Origin of the sequence: Secundilactobacillus yichangensis, assembly GCF_016861565.1 — a bacterium.
Lineage (GTDB): Bacteria > Bacillota > Bacilli > Lactobacillales > Lactobacillaceae > Secundilactobacillus > Secundilactobacillus yichangensis.
The window spans coordinates 1-17,072 of sequence record NZ_BOLK01000012.1 but is presented as its reverse complement, the minus strand read 5'-3'; the positions used below and the strand labels follow the sequence as shown (position 1 = coordinate 17,072).

Below are 17,072 nucleotides of genomic sequence, written 5' to 3'. Positions count from 1 at the left end.
AAATACTTATTTCTAGTCAACTGCCGTAATAGTCTTGTCAATAACTTATTAGTTTCAATTACCGTTTAACTAGATGAGATGAAACATTGGAACTTTTTGAATCTCATGAACTCGACTCTCTACACTCAAGAGGTTATTACATAACCATCGCATAGACCCAGCCTACATCACATTCGAACTCTTTTTAACCCCTAAGAAGATATCACTACATCTAAGATATTCGTACGTTTTAGCAGAAACGCTAAGCATGTGACTCATATTCAATTAGTGGTGGAACAAAAACCTCAGGTGGCTAGCGTTCGTTAGAAATCCGCGCTTTGAAACATGTTGCTCAATAAAACTTGTACTTCTTGAAACACGTTACTATTTGAAACTTGTAAAGCTTATTTCAGAAACTTTAAACAGTTGGAACCAAACGTTTTTGCTGTTTGTTGCCAATCATTAGCTTCGATCTACAAAACGGGATCAACTTCATAATCGGTAAAACTCTACAACTTGGAAACGTCTTGGTACCGGCTTCTTATCTCTTCCACATTTATATAATAACATGAAATGTAACCGGTTACAACAGAAATGTGCTAAATTTTTAGAGTGAAATTTGACCGCTTATAAACCCCGCCATTAAAGCAAAACAGCCCAACCGCCAGTCAAGATTGACCAGCAGTTGAGCTGCTTAAGATTTCGTCTATTTGGTTTTAACAACCGCGCCATCCTGAGTACCGATAACGACCGTCTTGGTCATATCTAAGAATAGCCCGTGTTCAACAACACCGGTCATGTTGCTCAGTTCATCCGCAAGGTCGTATGGTGCCGCAATCTTACCTAAATGCAAGTCAACGATAATGTTGCCCTCATCCGTGTGGAAGACTTTGCCGTCTTTTTGACGGACTTCCGGCTTGTAGCCAAGGTCAGCCAGCCGCTTTACCAGCTGATGGTGACCGTATTCCAGTACTTCAACGGGTAGCGGGAACTTACCTAATTGGTCAACAACTTTACTTTCGTCAACGATCCAAGCACATTGCTTAGAGTTGGTAGCCACCAGTTTTTCCCAAGTTTGGGCACCGCCGCCGCCTTTGATCCCGTTGATTTGCGGGTCAACTTCATCCGCGCCGTCAATAGTGATGTCGATGGTATCAACGTCATCCAGTGACTTGATCTCCATACCTAAGTTGCGGCCGTAATCAGCCGTCCGGTTAGAAGTTGGCACACCTGTGAAGTGCACGCCATCCTTCTTGATTCGTTCGCCCAGCGCGTCTAATAAGTAACGCACCGTGCTACCAGTACCAAGGCCAACGGTCATCCCGTCTTCAACCAGTTCAGCAGCCTTGTAACCGGCAATTTTTTTCAGTTCATCTTGAGTCTTCATACACGATCCTCCTGAGTTAGTAAAACGCTGTTATTAACTTGAATTCCAGATGTTATTCTATGCGTTTGTTCAGGGGCGGTCAAGAGCCAAGTACAAGTGTACAAGAAACCCCGGCACCATTTCCGATTGCTCAGAAGCGGTGCCGGGGCCTTTCCGATTTAGTTGACTGAAGTTCTGCTAGCCGTCATTAGAAACCTCATCATCCCTTTTTACGTTTTGATCTTACCATCAAGCCAATCGCGCTTAACAGCATCACAAGGCCTAATAAGAGTACCCAGTTCCGTGCGATCCATTCGCCAGTCTGAGGCAAGAATCCTTTAGTACCAGCGCTGCTACCGCTAACGTGAGCTTGCGGTGCCGTTGTGCCAGCAGTTCCTTGCGTAGCTGACCCAGCGAGAGAGCCCGCACTACCCGGTGTGCCCGTACCGCCTGATTCTGGAGCAGGCGGCACGAATCCTGGAATGTCTGTACCCGGATTTTCAGGTGTATGCGGTTCGTCTTCAGGAGTTGGATCCGCACGGTTGTAATAAACAACTTTGGCATTTGCCGGGTCATTGGTCATCAGTACACCAGTAGCTGTTAAGCCTTCACGTTCTGGTGCTTGACCTTGACTGATACTTGTCTGGTAACCATCTGCGGCGTAGTCACTTTCAGTGATCTGATAGTGCGTGCCGTTTGGTACTTGCCAGCGAATCGTTTCGCCGTCCATCAATGTGAACGTGCCATTGCCATTCGCGTCAAGCATCATTTGACCAGGCGTGTAGCCGCCAATTGGTGACGTCTTAACGTAACCAATGGTACCGGTTAACGGGTTCATTTCATCATCGAGGAAGCGAATGCTGAATTCGAATCCACGATCACGTTCGCCGTTTTCGCCGAGAACTGACTTAGTCACTGATAACCAAGCGGTCTGCGGTTGAGCCGGCCGATTGTTGATGAACGTTACGGCTTGATCCCCACCATTTGGAATCGTGATCTGATCAGTTGTCGTACCCGGTGTGACGCTGCCATGGTCGATTTGATGACTAGTTTCGTAGTCGCCATCTGGTGTTTCACTGATAACCATGCGCATATTTGCCGGTAAGTTGCTGATCTGCAACCGTTCGCCACCCTTTAGGGAAACCGTCAGCTGACCATCTGTAAAGGTCACGCTGCTTGTAGTCTGTCGTCCATCAGCAGTAGTCTTGGTTGCCGTGTAGTCACCAGCAAATGTCTCATCCGTCAGCCATTCGCCCTGATTATCTTTGTCTTCCACCTGAGCGCTACCGTAAATTCAAACGTCTGGTTTCTGTCAGCGTCAGTAATCTCACCTGAGAGCTTCTTTTCAAGAACCAGGTTGCCAGTTTCGAGACTGTTGGTGAAGGTTACCTTTTGCTGGTCAATTTCATCCAGCACCACCGGATCAGCCACGTAGTCCTCTCCCGGAGTTCCGTTGTTTACAACCCAAGTTGTAGACATGTTAGGAATCTCAGGATTTACTTCGCTAACTTGGAACTGTTCCTTTTCATTCAACGGTAAGTTGTCAATAACAGCGTACTGACCAGCTTTCAGTTCAATTTTAGCAATACCACCATTGAACTGAACATCTGTTGATGTCACTAAGCCGTTGCTGTCATAGATTTTCAGACTATACTTGCCATCAAAGTTTTCGTTAGTAACCCACTCGTCTGGGTTATCTTCACTGTCAGTGTCTTCACCTTCATTACCTTCAGTATCTTCGCCTTCGGTATCGGTATCTTTATCCTTAATCTTCTGAGCAGCCACATTGAATTCAAACTTACGGTGGTCATCAGTGTAAGCACCCTTAACGACCTTGTCTACTCGAAGACTACCAACCTTGCGAACATTCCGATACTGAACAGCTTCAGTCTTATCTTCATCAATAGTAACTTCTGGTCGGTTAGTATCGGTCATTTCTTGGTAACTACCGATATCATTCACCTTCCAAGTCGGTGTCAAGCCATGTGCTTCTTCTTCAATAACAGCTAGTTGAACGCCTTCTGGTAAGCCAGAAATTGTCACTTTCTGATCAGCTTTCAGAGAAACTGTAGCCTGACCCTCTTCGTTAAATCGAATCTTACTTTGACCTGAAATTCCACTAACATCATATTCCTTATTGGCCACTTTCTCTTGAGTATCATTGACTGCACGAATCAGGAATCCATATTCTTTGTCCTTATCCGTTTCATCATGAGAAGCAACCACTTTATTCAGTTCTAGCTTAGTGGAAGCAATATAGTTAGTGAAACGTACATGAGCCGTCCCGTTTTCCTTAATTTCTACAGGATCAGCGACTGCATTCTCACCTTCCTCATTGCCAATGTTCCAAGTTGTCGTCACAGCATCATCTTGCTTATCTTCTTCAATTTGGAAGCTTTCAAGAGGTAAGCCATTGATCTTTAATGATTCACCTGGGTAAATACGAACTTCAGCTTCGCCTTCAGAGAACTCAACTCTCCGCGGTGCGGTTGTTCCATTGGTTCTCGTTAAGGTTGCTTCAAATTCACCTGTGAATTCCTTATCATCCACATTGGTAATGGTAAAGCCGATTTCTTTATTCGTTGGGTATGAACCTTCTGCTCGTTTTTCTAACATCAGGTTACCCACAGGAAGATTGTTAGTGAAGCGAACATTAGCTGTATCGCCTTCTTTAACTTCCACTGGATCGGCTATTAAAGGATTTTCGTCTTCCCGTGGACCTTGGGCACTACCAATGTCCCAAGTAGTTACCACATCTTTGTTCTGTTCATCTTCTGACACTTGATACTGTCCAGTAGGCAAGTTATTAACCAGCAGTCTTTCACCCGGTTTAATGGCTACTTTAGCTTCGCCTTCATTGAACTCAACATTTCTCTGAACAGTCGTGCCATCAGTGTGTGTCAAGGTTCCTTCGTAGTTACCATTGAAATCTGCTGTTTTGCCATCTTTATCTAAAGCAGTAATGGTAAATCCAATGTCCTTGTCTTTAGGATAGTTACCCTCTGCCCGTTTTTCTAACAGCAAGTCGCCATCATCAATCCTGTTAGTGAACTCGACAGTTGTAACGCCACCCTTCTTAACAGCCGCTGGGGCTTCTAAAGTATCGCCGCTATCGTTGCCAACTTTCCAAGTGGTCGTTACTGAATTATCTTGATCTTCTTCAGTAACTGTATAGTCACCGTTAGGTAAGTTCTTAACTTCTAACTGTTCACCTGGCTTCATTGAAACGTTAGCTTCACCCTTATCGAAGTTCACTTCCCGAGTTGTGGTTGAACCGTTAGCACGTGTTAAGGTTGCATTGAATTCACCAGTTAAATCTTTGTTGTCGCCTAAGGCTTCAATGGTAAATTCGATATCCTTGTTCGTTGGATATGAACCTTCTGCGTGTTTCTCTAAAATCAGACTACCAGTCGACTGTTCATTTGTGTAGTTCACGGATACGTTCTTACCATCCGGAACCGTCACTGTCGGACCGTCGCTGTCCTCATCATCTGCATCTTCATCGCCAACAACTTCGTAGATCATGTCAAAGTCAGAATGCTTTTCTTCTGAGATCTTCAGGTGGATACCTGCAGGCAAGCCAAGTACCTTCACTGTTTGATCATGACGTAATTGAAGTGTGATTTGTCCATCATCCTTAAACGTAATATCTTCTCGTTGATGACGGTTATCTTCAACCGTGAAAGTTTTGCCCGCTACCTTATCAACATCATCTTTATCAGCTTGAATGGTGAAATTGAATCGAATACTTTGATCACCTGGGAGTGGGTTTAAAACTTCCTTGTTCAAGGTTAATGACCCGTTAGGCAGCTTGTTTGTGAACGTTACACTAGCGATATCATTTTCATTCCTCAGTGTGATTGGATCAGCGTCTCGGCCTGCTTCCTTGGAAGTGCCAATCTGCCAAGTCGTTTGAATATCCTTGTCGTCAGGATCAACTTCCTTCACGGCAAATTCCTTGTTAAGTGGTAAATTGGTGATCTTAACGTATTCATCACCCTTTAAGGTCAATGGTGTCGTTAATTCCCCACCCTTAAACTCAACCATTCCGGCTTGGCCAGGATGCTGGTTAGAAACGGTATAGGTCTCGTATGGGTACTTACCATCAACACTTGAATCCGCCTTGATTTCAAACTTAAAGACTTCATCGGCTGATATTTCACCGGCAATTTGCTTAGTGATCTGCAGCTGACCAGATTTTTCCGTACTGTTCTTAAACTCGTACATCTGCGCCTTGTCAGGATTGATCGTCACTGGACTACTGGTACTTGTATAATCACCGCCATTGATTGACCAAGTGGTTGTCATATCAACCTTTTCTTCAGTAACCGTTAATTCAACGCCTTCTGGCAGGCCCATTACCGTCAGCTTCTGAGTGTGCTTCAGGCTAAAGGTTGCTTTACCAGCGCTGTCAAATTTCAGTTCATCAAGTCCGGCGCCGTCAACCTCATAAGTCTTACCGGCCACCTTATCGATATCTTCCTTGCTCTTAGCTTGAATCGTGAAGTCATACTTAGCATCCATTTCGTCTTCAGTCTTGCTGCTAACCGTCTTGCTAACCACTAAGTCACCCTTAGCGGCCGTGTTAGTGAAGAAGATCATCACAGGAGTGGCTGTATTGGTACTCAGCTCAAACGGCTTAGTCTGCTTACTCCAAATTGGATCGTCATTACCCACCGCAACCTGTGTATTGTATTCATCACTAGTACTTGTTTCTCGGACATCGTAATACTGAGTGGACTTGTTTCCGCTGGCGTCAACTTTTTCAGTTGGTAATCCGAGAATTGTTCGTTCTTTGTTAGCAGGTACCGAAACTTCTTCACTGACACCATTGTGGAAGGTCACTTCGCCAACTTCTTGAAGCTTGTAAGTGCCTTGAAGCCCAGTGTTTACGTTACCTTGTTTATCCACTGCCCGAACTTCGAAGTTAAAGTTGCGGCCGTTATCAAGGTTCTTGGTTGCTTTGCTAAGTGTCAGGTTACCGGGAAGTGTTGGGAAATTCTCAATTTCATGAACTTTTTTATCCCAGCCTGCCTCTTCAGCTGACTTTTTGTCAAATTCTAACGGTGCCATTGAACCGGTGTAGTTTTCCGGTGGGGAAATTTCAACAATCCGGTATTTTGCCCGAGTTCCCATCAGGTGATATTGAATATAACCTTCTTCATTGGATACTTGAGGGGCATACGGTTTGTTGTTATCCATCCGTTTAGCATCTTCCCATTCACCGTTACCAACCTTCTGCTGCAGTTGGAAAGTTGCGCCAGGAAGCGGTTCCTTTGTATCACCGTCAATCTTACGGAATCGCAGTCCCCAGCTATGCATAAAGGCAGAGCCTTCAAGGGTATGTCTGTGTCCGTATTCAGTAGAATGACTGCCAGCCGAAATTTTAACCTTGTTCGTATAGACATTCGCCTGTGTTAGCATGATTGACTTGTATCTCACAACCAGCGGCCGATCAACCTTAGTATTCAGTTTGATGGTAAAGGTCGTGTTAGTGTCATAGCTAACCGTGTAATCCTTGCCGTTTTCTAACTTAAATTCTGGCTTCTCAGGATCAACTTCAACATTGAAGTCTTTACCATTCGCCGTGAATATAGGCGTCACAAACGCTAATTCAAGATCTTTAGGGTCAACCGAATGCATTTGGTTAGCGGATAGTTCATCGGTAATTTCTGGGTAGCCAATGTCTTTGCCATAGGCATTCATGATAACTTCCCATCCGATAACGTTGGTACCCGCGGATTTACTGGTCTTCTGACCATAAATTCCCTTTGAATTTACAGATTGTTCCGCCCTAACTTCATCAAGATCAATATCGCCATAACTAACTTGCGCTTTGTTATGGAAATAGTGGACCGGTGGAATCGAGGATGGATCTTCATCACCCTTCTGCCAAGCTTCAAGGTCGATTGGCGTATCCAATTCTAATCGGAAGTTGGTATACTTCTCGCCCTTTGCAGCTTCCGTAAATTCAATCGTAAATGTCCGCTGATCAGCAGAGTTATCTTCCCACGTCAGCTTATATTTATCCGCATCGATCTCTTCTTTATCAGCCCCGTTGTTGGTCAGCGAATAAAGTTTGTAATTAGAGTCGCTGAACTTCAAGTACTTAGGACCATCAGCGTTTAGGGTATCCGTAATCGTGACCTTGTTAGTCAGGCCTTCATCACTGCCAAAGTAGTGGTTTAAGTGACTACCAAAGTTAACTTTCCACGTCACGTAGTTAGTACCCTTTGCACCGTTCTTTTGGTCAAGGTGCAGTTCGCCTGACTTTTCTGCCCCGTCACGAATTGGTTTATCAATAGTAACTTTCTTTTCACTATATTGATAACGGCCGCTATCCGTTGCGGCACCTACATAGTTAGTATGTGATTCACTGCCCCATTCATGAGCAGTATCGAAAGTGATATCAATCTGCTTACCAGAGAAATTACTATCAAAAGTAAATTTAAGCGCCTTTAAATCATATTTATCTGGGTCGTCACTAAAGTTGTATAGAGTAGTACCAGGTACTTTAGCACTATTTTCAACAGAACCTCTGGTCAACATAGCTTCAGTTACTGGATAAGTTACATCACCAACCTTGATTTGTATGTTGTTGACGTCTGCATGCGTAACACCTTCTGGTAGCACATCAACAACCGTGAGAGTTGTAAAAGTACGCTTACCCACATTAGCTGTAACCGTCCAGTTGATATGTGCCTTTCCGTCATCATGCACATCACGTGACAGCTTACCTGATTTAACAACTAATCCTCCGCCACTGCCAGGGATTTCAACGTTAGAAGTCTTGCCTTCAAGTTCAAGCGCAATGTTGTTTCGCACAGTGCCCACTTGACCGGCAATTTCTTCAGTATCATAAGTCAGCGTGATTGTATTATTTGTCTTCAGCAAATTATATAGGTCTTTTGCTGTACCTTCATTTGGTGTCAGGACTAAAGTCTTACTGTCACTCTTATCTGGATCTTTAGTAAATCTAGTAGTAACATCTGCCCCGCCAATCATAATTTGCAATGCGGGAGTTTTGCCAAATTCGTGTGCACCTTTTAGGGTATCCGTTATTACCATGTTCTGGATAGCTTCCATGGCTTGCTCATCGTTACCAAACTGATCCAAGTCAAAATCAATCTCAGCTTTCCAAGAGTAGACGCCGTTTTCTGGATCATAATTGGTTGCGGACTTCTTTAACTCAGTAGTCGATACACTAGCCTCGTCCTTATTTAGCTTAATATTTTCACCAATCTGACCGCTTACTTCATTCCAAAATTCAGTATTTACGCTCGCACCATCATCTTTTGCATCGTAGGAAGTTCTGACAGTAAACGTAATGTCGCCAGTGACTTTATCATCGCCATTACCTTTAAGTGTCAGTTTATTCCCATCAAATTTTGGCGTGAAGTTATCTTTTAGGTTGCCATCTTCTTCAGATTTGTCAGAATAGTAGGCATTCCAACTATCCTCGACAAAACTGTGTTTCGCACCTTTAGTGTTAATTAAATCTTCCAGTACGATGTCACTGAATTTCACGTCACCTTCATTTTTTAAGGTAATCTTCCACTCGATTTGTTGGTTACCAATAAACTGACCGCTCTTAGCTAGTAGCGATTTGGTTTCTGTTGGGTCAACCGTCCATGTTGATGTGCCATTATATTCAAAGTCGATTGGTCCCTTATTCTCAAACACTTGTTCAAGTGAAAAATGGTAATTAACCTTCGTTGCGTTCATTTTTTCATTGGTAAATTTAATCGTCACTTCTTGATATGCGCCTTTGCTGTCACTGCCTGGTACAAGTGTCCAAGTAGCAAAAACTTCGCCACCGTCAGCGATGTCTCCAGTTTTGGTTTCGTTAACCTCTGCTAAACCGTAAATTTTAAAAGTATAGAAGTCATTTTCTTTAATGTCGTAACCATTTAACTTGTCCAGCAAGGTATCTGAATCCCAGTTATAGTGGACTCTAAAATCTTTTAGGTTACTAACATCTAGTGGTTCGTCTGCCTTAAGCTCTGTGATTTTCCCATCACGTTCAATGGCTACAGAATTAAACAGACTGCGGTCGGCACCGTCATTTTTTCCTAACAGCGTACCCAAATCATTGCCAGCCCGCGTTTCCTTCTTATCCTGACTTTCCCGCTTCGCACCATCCGTCTTGCTCTCCGCATCCGCCGTCTTACTGTTCTTCTTCAGTGCGTCACGGGTCTTAGCAGCTTCCTTGTCCTTATCTGCAGCTTCCTGTTCGGCCTTTTTTTCAGCGTCCCGTTTAGCTTCAGCTTCTTCTTTAGCTGCCTCTTCTTTAACAGTATCCTTGTCTTCATTTTCGTCCTTCGCAGGCGCTTCTTGCTCAGCGTTTTGCTGTGCTTGCTGCTTTTGTTGTTCTTCTTGTGCTTGTTGTGCTTGCTGAGCCTGCTGCGAGTTAATAAATGAAGTCAGAGAACCTAAGATATCTGCTGGTAAGTCAGTTGGCGTACCAGCTTCCTTCATTTCCTCTTCAGTTGCATCTTCACTGACCACTGACAATGGCTGCAGGTATCCGTGTTGCGTACCCAAAGCGATTGGCAACGCCATACTGGTCATGGTTGACGTGAATTGAACCGGCAACTTCAGGTTGAAAGTTGCGCTAGTCTCCACGTTCTTCCATTCCACCAATGATTGATTATTCTTACGGCGTTCAAAGATCAGGGTCGCGTTAGTATCCGTCACGGCGGATTCCGCTTTCACCTGTTCCTGCAGCACCTTTAATTGATCTTCAGGCAGCCACATTGCCGCCTTGCCATCCTTATTCTCACCATCCTTATTATTGACTGTCACTGTCATTTCCAGCTCGTTGGTCTCATTGACCTTCACTTGATGTAACTTATTACCCTTTGAATCGCTTAGCTGGACGCCGGATAGTTCGGTACGGTCCCTATCATCCGCCAAAGCCAGCACGCTTTGGTAGCAAGTTCCGAATACAAGTGTGATCACTGAAACAATTTTAATCAGCGTCTTCCTCATAAGATTGCCTCCAATCACATCTATAAGCAGTGTCCTATCTAACACATTCAACATACCAAATAGATATGCGCACACTTTGGACTTTTTGTAACAAAATTATGAAGAGCATATTTCTTGAAATGACAGTGCCAATCATGTTAGACGTCCATCAGCTTGTTACGAATCCGCCGTTGCCACTTGTAAATGGTCTGGCGGGAGACGCCCCACTTCTTGCTGATCTCACTGGGTGTCAGCTGATAGTAAATACGGTCGATCAAGAAGCGCCGTTCCGCTTCATTGCATTTGCCCAGCCACCCCTTCAATAGTTCGGTGTCAATGGTATCCGCTAATACATCCAGCGTCTGCGGAACCCCTGATAAATCAACCTCACCAGTCTCCAAATGCTTTGCTTCCCGTTGCTTGGCCTGTAACTGATTCAAGAAACTCCGGTACAGTGCCCGATGCGCGTATGCCAGAAACTGCTTCGGTGATTCGGCTGGCTCCTGCGGATACTTCTGATAAATCGCTACGAACAATAACCAGCCTTCTTGAACTAAATCTTCAAATTGACTGTCGTTTTGGCGAACGCCCAACTTCTTCAACGCACCGTAGATAATCAATTGATGGTCGTCCTCTGCTAAAAATTCAAAAGCTGCCTGTGCTGTTCTATCCATTATATGAACCCCTTTTAAAAGTGATCCACAGCGCTATGGTCGAGAGTAGATTAGCAAGATCACCGATTTACAACACGGTGGCAAAATCGGCAAGCGGTGATGGCTTAAATGTGAATGACACAGGTACTCAATTTTTTAGCAATTTTAAACACAACATCATTATCTGTTCATTTCATAAACGGTCTAGTCCAATTCCGTTACTGAAAGTTTATCCTAAGAAAAAACAAACTCATCTTAATACCTGACGTACGGGGCACGCTATTCGGTATATTTTTCGACTCCAAAATTCTTTAAGAAATTAGAAAAACCAATTTCCGTTCACAATTTCTTCATAAATAAATCTTAGTTTGGGGATATTTGTCTGGCATACTAACAAATAATAAGAGAGATGACATTAAAAGGAGGTGCGTTTTGGCACCCAGAATTTCCAGAAGACACACTGCTATTGCCCTTATTTTTATTTGTCTGTCAACCGTATTTGGCGTATCACTACTGACGCGGGGACGCAATCTTCAATCTGGGGAACTGATGCCTCGCACGCCCCAAATGCTCAGCAAGCACGTCACCGTGCACTTCGTTACGCGGCAGGGTCGTATGCTTAGGACTTACTATTGGTCAACTAGCCATGCTTCCGGCCATAACGCAGACGTAACGGATATCTTCAACAGCGATATTATTGAAGCTGGCAGCGGTATTAATGACCACATTCCGATTGACTACACGTTTGATCAGACTGATTTAAAAAATATCAAAACACTGCGCAATGTTCGGCTTGGCCAATCGATTAACCTGATTGTTGTCAAGCAGAGCCCCGAAGACCGACCATCCGGCCTGCAGCGTTTTTACAAATGGCTGATCACCGATTAACGACTAGACTGGCACTATGCCAGGCAACACTGAATAAGTTCCCCAAACTATAAAAAAATTACCCGCTATGTCTGAGTTTGCATGTGCTCAGGCATAACGGGCTTTTTGTTATTAAATTAATAAAATCGGCGGCGGGCCCAACTGGCGATCACACCAACCATCACTAAAGCTGAGAGGCCAATCACCGTATTCTGACGTTTCTGCGGATCATTCGTACCCCAGAACCTGATCTGGTTATCTTGATTGCCCACTTGAATCTGGGCGCTTATTCTTGGTTGGACTCGGGCAACCGACGCGCTTGCTGTGACTGGCAAACTCAACCCAAACAATAACAGCGCAACAACAATTATTTTCAAAGATTTCATATTGCTCGCCTCCACTAGCCATCCGTATCATCTAGCTTAGGTATACGCCCTCAATATATTGATTTCGTTTGGGTTGTGTAAAGGTTACGTAAAGACAACAAAAAACCTGATTATCAGCCAAATGACCAATGATCAGGTGAGTTAAATTCGTGATTAAATTCTACCAGTAACCCAGTTTCATGCCTAACTTAGCGCGGTTCACATCACGAGATGACAACGTTGGTGTTTCACGACGACTATCGTTAGGATCTTTAGGCAAATTCCAGTTGTACTTGCCGTTCACGCTGGAGCTGAAGCCATCATCGCTGGTTTCAGCATACATGATGTCTGTCAAATATGGCGTGTGATCCAGGCCAAGTGAGTGTCCCAGTTCGTGGACCGTGACACCTTCCCAGTATGAGCTAGCCGATGGTGCGGCAGCTTTCTGCGCAGCAATCAGCTGATCGTAGAGGGTGTGTCCCTGTGCCAAATAAGCCTTCTTTTCAGCTGAGCCGTTGGTAGCGTCCTTGTAAGCTTCCGCCACGCTCTCATACTGATTATACAGCGCGCGGATCTCTGGTGTATCGGCCACGCTGTCCATGTAGGACTTATCGTTCAGCGCGGTTGAGCTCAGGTACAGATGTGACCCGTCATTCAGGCCATCCCATTCCTTGGAAGGTTTGGCGTCGATAACCAGTTCATGATGGGAAGCAGTCCCGCTGACAAATACCGTCCGGCCTAAAGCTTTGTTCCACACGCCCATCGCTTTTGTAGCATAGGTCTTTAAATCAGGATCGGCAACGTATACACGCGCCTTATGATCGTTAAAGGGGGTTAATGGGCCAGTCATGTTAAACTCTTTTCGCAGGTATGAGCGATAAGTGCTGTAAAACGCTGACGGCTGATTAAGTATCGTTGACGACGGGTTTAAATCCTGACCAGAAGCGACTAACTTCTGAACTTGTGAATTGGATAAAATCGGCTTAATTAAGTAGCCATGCCATACCCAGCCAGCTAACTTGCTGTTAGATGAAGACTTAACGTAGTAGTAGACCCGGGTCTTCTTACCCACTTTAACGGTTTCTTGGGACTTAGCATAGAAAATAGTGTTATGTCCACTTGAGAGTTTAAAGGCCTTTTTCTTCAAGCTGCTTGAATAGGCATACGCGCCCTTCGCTTTCGACTGGTCGATTTGGTACTTCGTTGTACTCATCGACTTTTTCGAAACAACTGAAACCTTCGTCTTGGCTTGAACAGTCGGCGTTGATACGGCCGGTTCAGCCGCCACTGCACCCATAAATGACAGCGTTGCAACTATGATAATGCCAAGTTTTTTCATACCTAGAATGGCCCCCTTAAACCTACGTATCACATAAACGTGATGTAACAGATTCTATATACGGTCATTCTACCATATTTAGCAATTCAATTCGCTTGATATGCGCAAAGATTTACCGAAAATCAATCTTCAGTTCTTTGTTCATCGCCCTAGCAATTTTAGCCAGCGTTTCCACGGTAATGTTGGTACCGCCGTTTTCCCAGCGCGCAATCGAGGACTGCGGAACATTCATCAGTTCACCCAGCTGACTCTGCGTCAGCCCAGCTTCCGCCCGCAACGTGTGAATCTCCACCGCGTACTTGTAACGAATACTGGACTGGTGAAATTTCTTAGCAAATGCTGGTCTATCAAAAATGTTCTTCGTCTGTTTCACGTTCTGATCCTCCTGTTGGTTAAGTGTGCCAATATCAATAATCTACGACAGAAAGTTGCCAAGTGTTTGTTTTAAACAAGTGCTATTCTACCGGATATAACATTAACGAAAACCGAACGGGTGTTCTTGATTTTTGAAATTATCTATGATAACCTTTAGTTATTCGGTTGATGAATTCTAACCGAAAAAGTCTGTAACGTTCACGATCATATCCCCTAAGTGATTGCCATTACAGGAATTACATTGAAAAAGCACCAGCAAACTGTCCCTTTGCTGGTGCTTTTTTGTTCGTTCTATATTGGTGTATACCACTAGTAAAATTCAACTATAGCATTTTCGAAATTAATTCAGAATTACCATAACGTTTCATTCTTGATTTTAGCTCAAATTAATAACTCAAAGCTCGGTAAGCATCGCCCTTACGGTGAGCCGTCATCGTGCTGTAACTCATGCTGGTGCGTTTCTTGGTCCACGGATCATTATAGTAGATGCGTGACTTGGAGTACCCCGTGACCGTCAAGGCGTGGTTGCTGAAACCGTCCCAGTTAGCCACCCAGACGACCACCAAATGATTCCGGCGAACCTGGCTCTTGATACTGGTCAAACTGGCACCGGTCATGTTCTTGGCGGTCCCCATGTGCTTCTTAACCACGCCCATCAGGCCACCGGGATAAACGTACCAGCCGCTGGAACTGTATGGACTACCCACGAACCCCTTATCCGGGTTGCTGCTCCGTGGCATCTCTTTAGCCAAGCTCATCTTATCCACCTTAGCGCCACCAAACTGCAGCATCATCGCCGTAGCGGTAATTTCACAGCCGGTTGGTAATTCTGGTCGTTGCCCGATCAGCGGGGCGTAGAGCCGGTACGTAGAGGTAACAGTGGCTTTCTGTTCGATCCAGCCCGTGTAGGTGTGGTTGTAGGTGAACTTCAGCCAGGTCACGCCGTTAACAACTTCTTCTCTGGTAATGTGAATCGTTTTACCCGCAAAGGTTTTTCCAGTACTAATCGCTTTCAGGTTGCTGGCTGATGTCTTGTACGCCCCGGTGGCATAGACACCATAATTGTGTGAGCTGTTTGAGCCCATGGTCGTGTAGTAGCTCACCTTCGTCAGCTTGCTGACCTTGTAATACGCTTGGTTAGTGGTACTGGTGGCAGCACTTGCGCTCACCGTGTTGACTGCAATAGCACCAGCACCGACTGACAAACTGATTAGCAATGCTGCAATTAAGCGTACCATTTTCATCACATGTAGATCCTCTCAGTTAATTTAATTGAAATAAATACAACATAATCTAGTTATAGAAGCATAACTCATCTCACCATGATTCATGAAAATGCTTAAATTGCTTCTTACAGACGAAGTTTTGGAATACTGTTAGACTAGTAGACTTAATCGATCTCATTTCTTATCTACCTTTTGTAGATTACTCAACTCAGTCTTCATTTCGGGAATTACGGAAAAAGAATTAACCTCGCTAGAAAAAAGTCCTGTATATACTCTGAATTTAGCAGCTAATATCGGGAAAATCTTATTTGTCAATTCTTTAACTAACTCTAGATTGGAATTATCCTTAGACCCAACTACATTACCATACTTTTTATCCACACTAAAAATTCCAGTCACTTCAGCAGAGGTTACAAATTTAGGTTGTTCATAATCAATCTGAGTCGTGGCAGTTATTAATATTTCATCAGTTTTTAAATCATACTCTGGTATTTCGGGTTTCGAAAATCGAATGGTGGAATCTGGTTGATTTTCGTTACTCTGCTCTTGTCCCTGTCTTTTCTCGAAATTAAATTTATCTATTCTTACAATTAATACACCAAGTCTCAAATCATCGACCTCCTAACAAGTCTTGAATTACTGGATTAATTGTGCTGACACTATCCAGTGAGTATTCCTCAGCTTTAACAGGTAAACGATAACTTGAACCTCTATGATCACTATTTATATTGTTCAAAAATGGGTGGGTAATGAACCCATTCAACCCACTTAAAAATTGCTTTGTAACACTTTCTGTTGTACGAATTGAACTATTCTGTGAAAGCAGTGTTACTACATAATTATTTAAGCTAACGCCTTCTTTTAATGCATCATCTGATAAAACTTGATGTAATGTTCTTGGCATCCGGACAGTCATCCTTCCAGAATAATCATGTGCAAGAACGGGCTCGGGTATCGTTATCCCTTCATCAAGGCATTCCAAAAACCACTCTTTTTTTGCTTCTTCCAAATCTTCATATGCTTCAGTCAGTGTATCGCCATACGCCTCCAACCCTGGAAGGATTGGAATTGTCAATCGGAAATAGCGATCACCGTCTTCTTCCAAAGTTTCAAGTGTAGCGCTATAAGCTAGTGTCATGTAATAGTCTAAATCTTTCATACTATTCATCTCCCTTGACTTCATTCAATATTTCATTAACAATCTTAATCTGATATGACTTCAGATTACTTTCATTATGATGAGGACGGGCAAATGATTGAGGAAATTTACCATTTGGAGTTGTAATCGTATAGTGTGAACCACCACTATGATTATGGAATTCGCAATTATAATGTTCCAATAAAGTCTGCGCATCTTCAAATGATAATTTTTTATCAAAAGGTCGCTTTTTAAACCGCTTTTCGAGCTTTTCTAACGAACCAATAATAATCACCTCGCACCGTATATAGTGTCATCATAAATTATTTGCAGCTATTATTCAAGAAAAACATGCAGAATATAGTAGCCCAAGCAAACAAAAAATATCCATTCCCCCCGGAATGGATATTTCATTTCTAATTCAATTTTTTAATTAACGGTAACTGTGTACCAAACCATTAACATCAGGTTTTGATACGGATTGATCACGCGTGGCGTAATACATCACACTGTGCTTGCCCACGTTATGTTCTAAACCTAAGGCGTGGCCCAGTTCATGTTCAGCAACGTTAGTCCGTTCACCCTTTGAATAGTGGTAACGGTTGGCAACGTTGGTGTAGACGTATGATTTGGCGCTGGCCAAAACGGATAAGCCGTTCATGTTCTTGTTGTTATAATATGACGAATAAGTAATCCCAACGGTGGCGTCATTCTTGCCCATTGGTGAGTTAGCATTTGATAATGTAATGTCGGCCTTGCCTGAAGTTGGCACCAAGTTAACGACCCCGCTGCGG

12 protein-coding genes are annotated in these 17,072 nt (G+C 43.7%); 1 reads left to right on the top strand and 11 read right to left on the bottom strand.

Annotation, left to right across the window (positions count from 1 at the left end; genetic code table 11):
- Positions 1 to 685 precede the first annotated feature (685 nt).
- The 4 genes from rpiA to JUE95_RS09515 form a co-directional block, all read right to left on the bottom strand.
- Positions 686 to 1,366: a ribose-5-phosphate isomerase RpiA gene (gene rpiA / locus JUE95_RS09530; RefSeq protein ID WP_203651013.1), complete on the bottom strand. Its 681-nt coding sequence runs from the start codon at positions 1,364 to 1,366 to the stop codon at positions 686 to 688.
- A 199-nt stretch (positions 1,367 to 1,565) separates the two neighbouring features.
- The gene (locus JUE95_RS09525; RefSeq protein ID WP_203651012.1) at positions 1,566 to 2,621 is read right to left on the bottom strand and encodes a DUF7601 domain-containing protein; all 1,056 of its coding nucleotides are present in this window, start codon (positions 2,619 to 2,621) and stop codon (positions 1,566 to 1,568) included.
- Complete coding sequence (locus JUE95_RS09520; protein WP_203651009.1) at positions 2,588 to 10,336, bottom strand: DUF7601 domain-containing protein; 7,749 nt, start codon at positions 10,334 to 10,336, stop codon at positions 2,588 to 2,590. Before JUE95_RS09520 ends, JUE95_RS09525 begins: the two co-directional genes overlap by 34 nt.
- Positions 10,337 to 10,473: 137 nt before the next feature.
- On the bottom strand, positions 10,474 to 10,989 hold the full coding sequence (locus tag JUE95_RS09515; RefSeq protein ID WP_203651007.1) for a sigma-70 family RNA polymerase sigma factor: 516 nt from the start codon (positions 10,987 to 10,989) through the stop codon (positions 10,474 to 10,476).
- A gap of 411 nt (positions 10,990 to 11,400) precedes the next feature.
- On the opposite strand from JUE95_RS09515, the gene JUE95_RS09510 reads away from it, so the two are divergent.
- On the top strand, positions 11,401 to 11,856 hold the full coding sequence (locus JUE95_RS09510; RefSeq protein ID WP_203651005.1) for a hypothetical protein: 456 nt from the start codon (positions 11,401 to 11,403) through the stop codon (positions 11,854 to 11,856).
- A gap of 116 nt (positions 11,857 to 11,972) precedes the next feature.
- Here the strand turns inward: JUE95_RS09510 and JUE95_RS09505 are convergent, their stop codons facing one another.
- The 7 genes from JUE95_RS09505 to JUE95_RS09475 all read right to left on the bottom strand — a co-directional run.
- Positions 11,973 to 12,221: a hypothetical protein gene (locus JUE95_RS09505; RefSeq protein ID WP_203651004.1), complete on the bottom strand. Its 249-nt coding sequence runs from the start codon at positions 12,219 to 12,221 to the stop codon at positions 11,973 to 11,975.
- A 160-nt stretch (positions 12,222 to 12,381) separates the two neighbouring features.
- Positions 12,382 to 13,539: a matrixin family metalloprotease gene (locus JUE95_RS09500; protein ID WP_203651003.1), complete on the bottom strand. Its 1,158-nt coding sequence runs from the start codon at positions 13,537 to 13,539 to the stop codon at positions 12,382 to 12,384.
- A 112-nt stretch (positions 13,540 to 13,651) separates the two neighbouring features.
- Positions 13,652 to 13,912, bottom strand: coding sequence for a helix-turn-helix domain-containing protein (locus JUE95_RS09495; RefSeq protein ID WP_203651000.1), 261 nt, complete (start codon positions 13,910 to 13,912; stop codon positions 13,652 to 13,654).
- A 388-nt stretch (positions 13,913 to 14,300) separates the two neighbouring features.
- Entirely contained in the window at positions 14,301 to 15,158 is an 858-nt protein-coding gene (locus tag JUE95_RS09490; protein WP_235995408.1) for a C39 family peptidase, read from the bottom strand.
- A gap of 156 nt (positions 15,159 to 15,314) precedes the next feature.
- Positions 15,315 to 15,749 (bottom strand): hypothetical protein, encoded by a 435-nt coding sequence (locus tag JUE95_RS09485; RefSeq protein ID WP_203650999.1) that lies wholly within the window; start codon positions 15,747 to 15,749, stop codon positions 15,315 to 15,317.
- Between the two features lies 1 nt (position 15,750).
- Positions 15,751 to 16,299: a toxin-antitoxin system HicB family antitoxin gene (locus JUE95_RS09480; protein ID WP_203650998.1), complete on the bottom strand. Its 549-nt coding sequence runs from the start codon at positions 16,297 to 16,299 to the stop codon at positions 15,751 to 15,753.
- A 412-nt stretch (positions 16,300 to 16,711) separates the two neighbouring features.
- The coding region (locus JUE95_RS09475) for a matrixin family metalloprotease (RefSeq protein ID WP_203650997.1) at positions 16,712 to 17,072 on the bottom strand (361 nt) is incomplete at its 5' end.

Bases quoted from the DNA above. Each gene is read 5' to 3' on its own strand.
- JUE95_RS09500 (WP_203651003.1), bottom strand. From the start codon at position 13,539: ATGAAAAAACTTGGCATTATCATAGTTGCAACGCTGTCATTTATGGGT.
- JUE95_RS09505 (WP_203651004.1), bottom strand. From the start codon at position 12,221: ATGAAATCTTTGAAAATAATTGTTGTTGCGCTGTTATTGTTTGGGTTG.
- JUE95_RS09515 (WP_203651007.1), bottom strand. From the start codon at position 10,989: ATGGATAGAACAGCACAGGCAGCTTTTGAATTTTTAGCAGAGGACGAC.
- JUE95_RS09520 (WP_203651009.1), bottom strand. From the start codon at position 10,336: ATGAGGAAGACGCTGATTAAAATTGTTTCAGTGATCACACTTGTATTC.
- rpiA (WP_203651013.1), bottom strand. From the start codon at position 1,366: ATGAAGACTCAAGATGAACTGAAAAAAATTGCCGGTTACAAGGCTGCT.
- JUE95_RS09490 (WP_235995408.1), bottom strand. From the start codon at position 15,158: ATGAAAATGGTACGCTTAATTGCAGCATTGCTAATCAGTTTGTCAGTC.
- JUE95_RS09480 (WP_203650998.1), bottom strand. From the start codon at position 16,299: ATGAAAGATTTAGACTATTACATGACACTAGCTTATAGCGCTACACTT.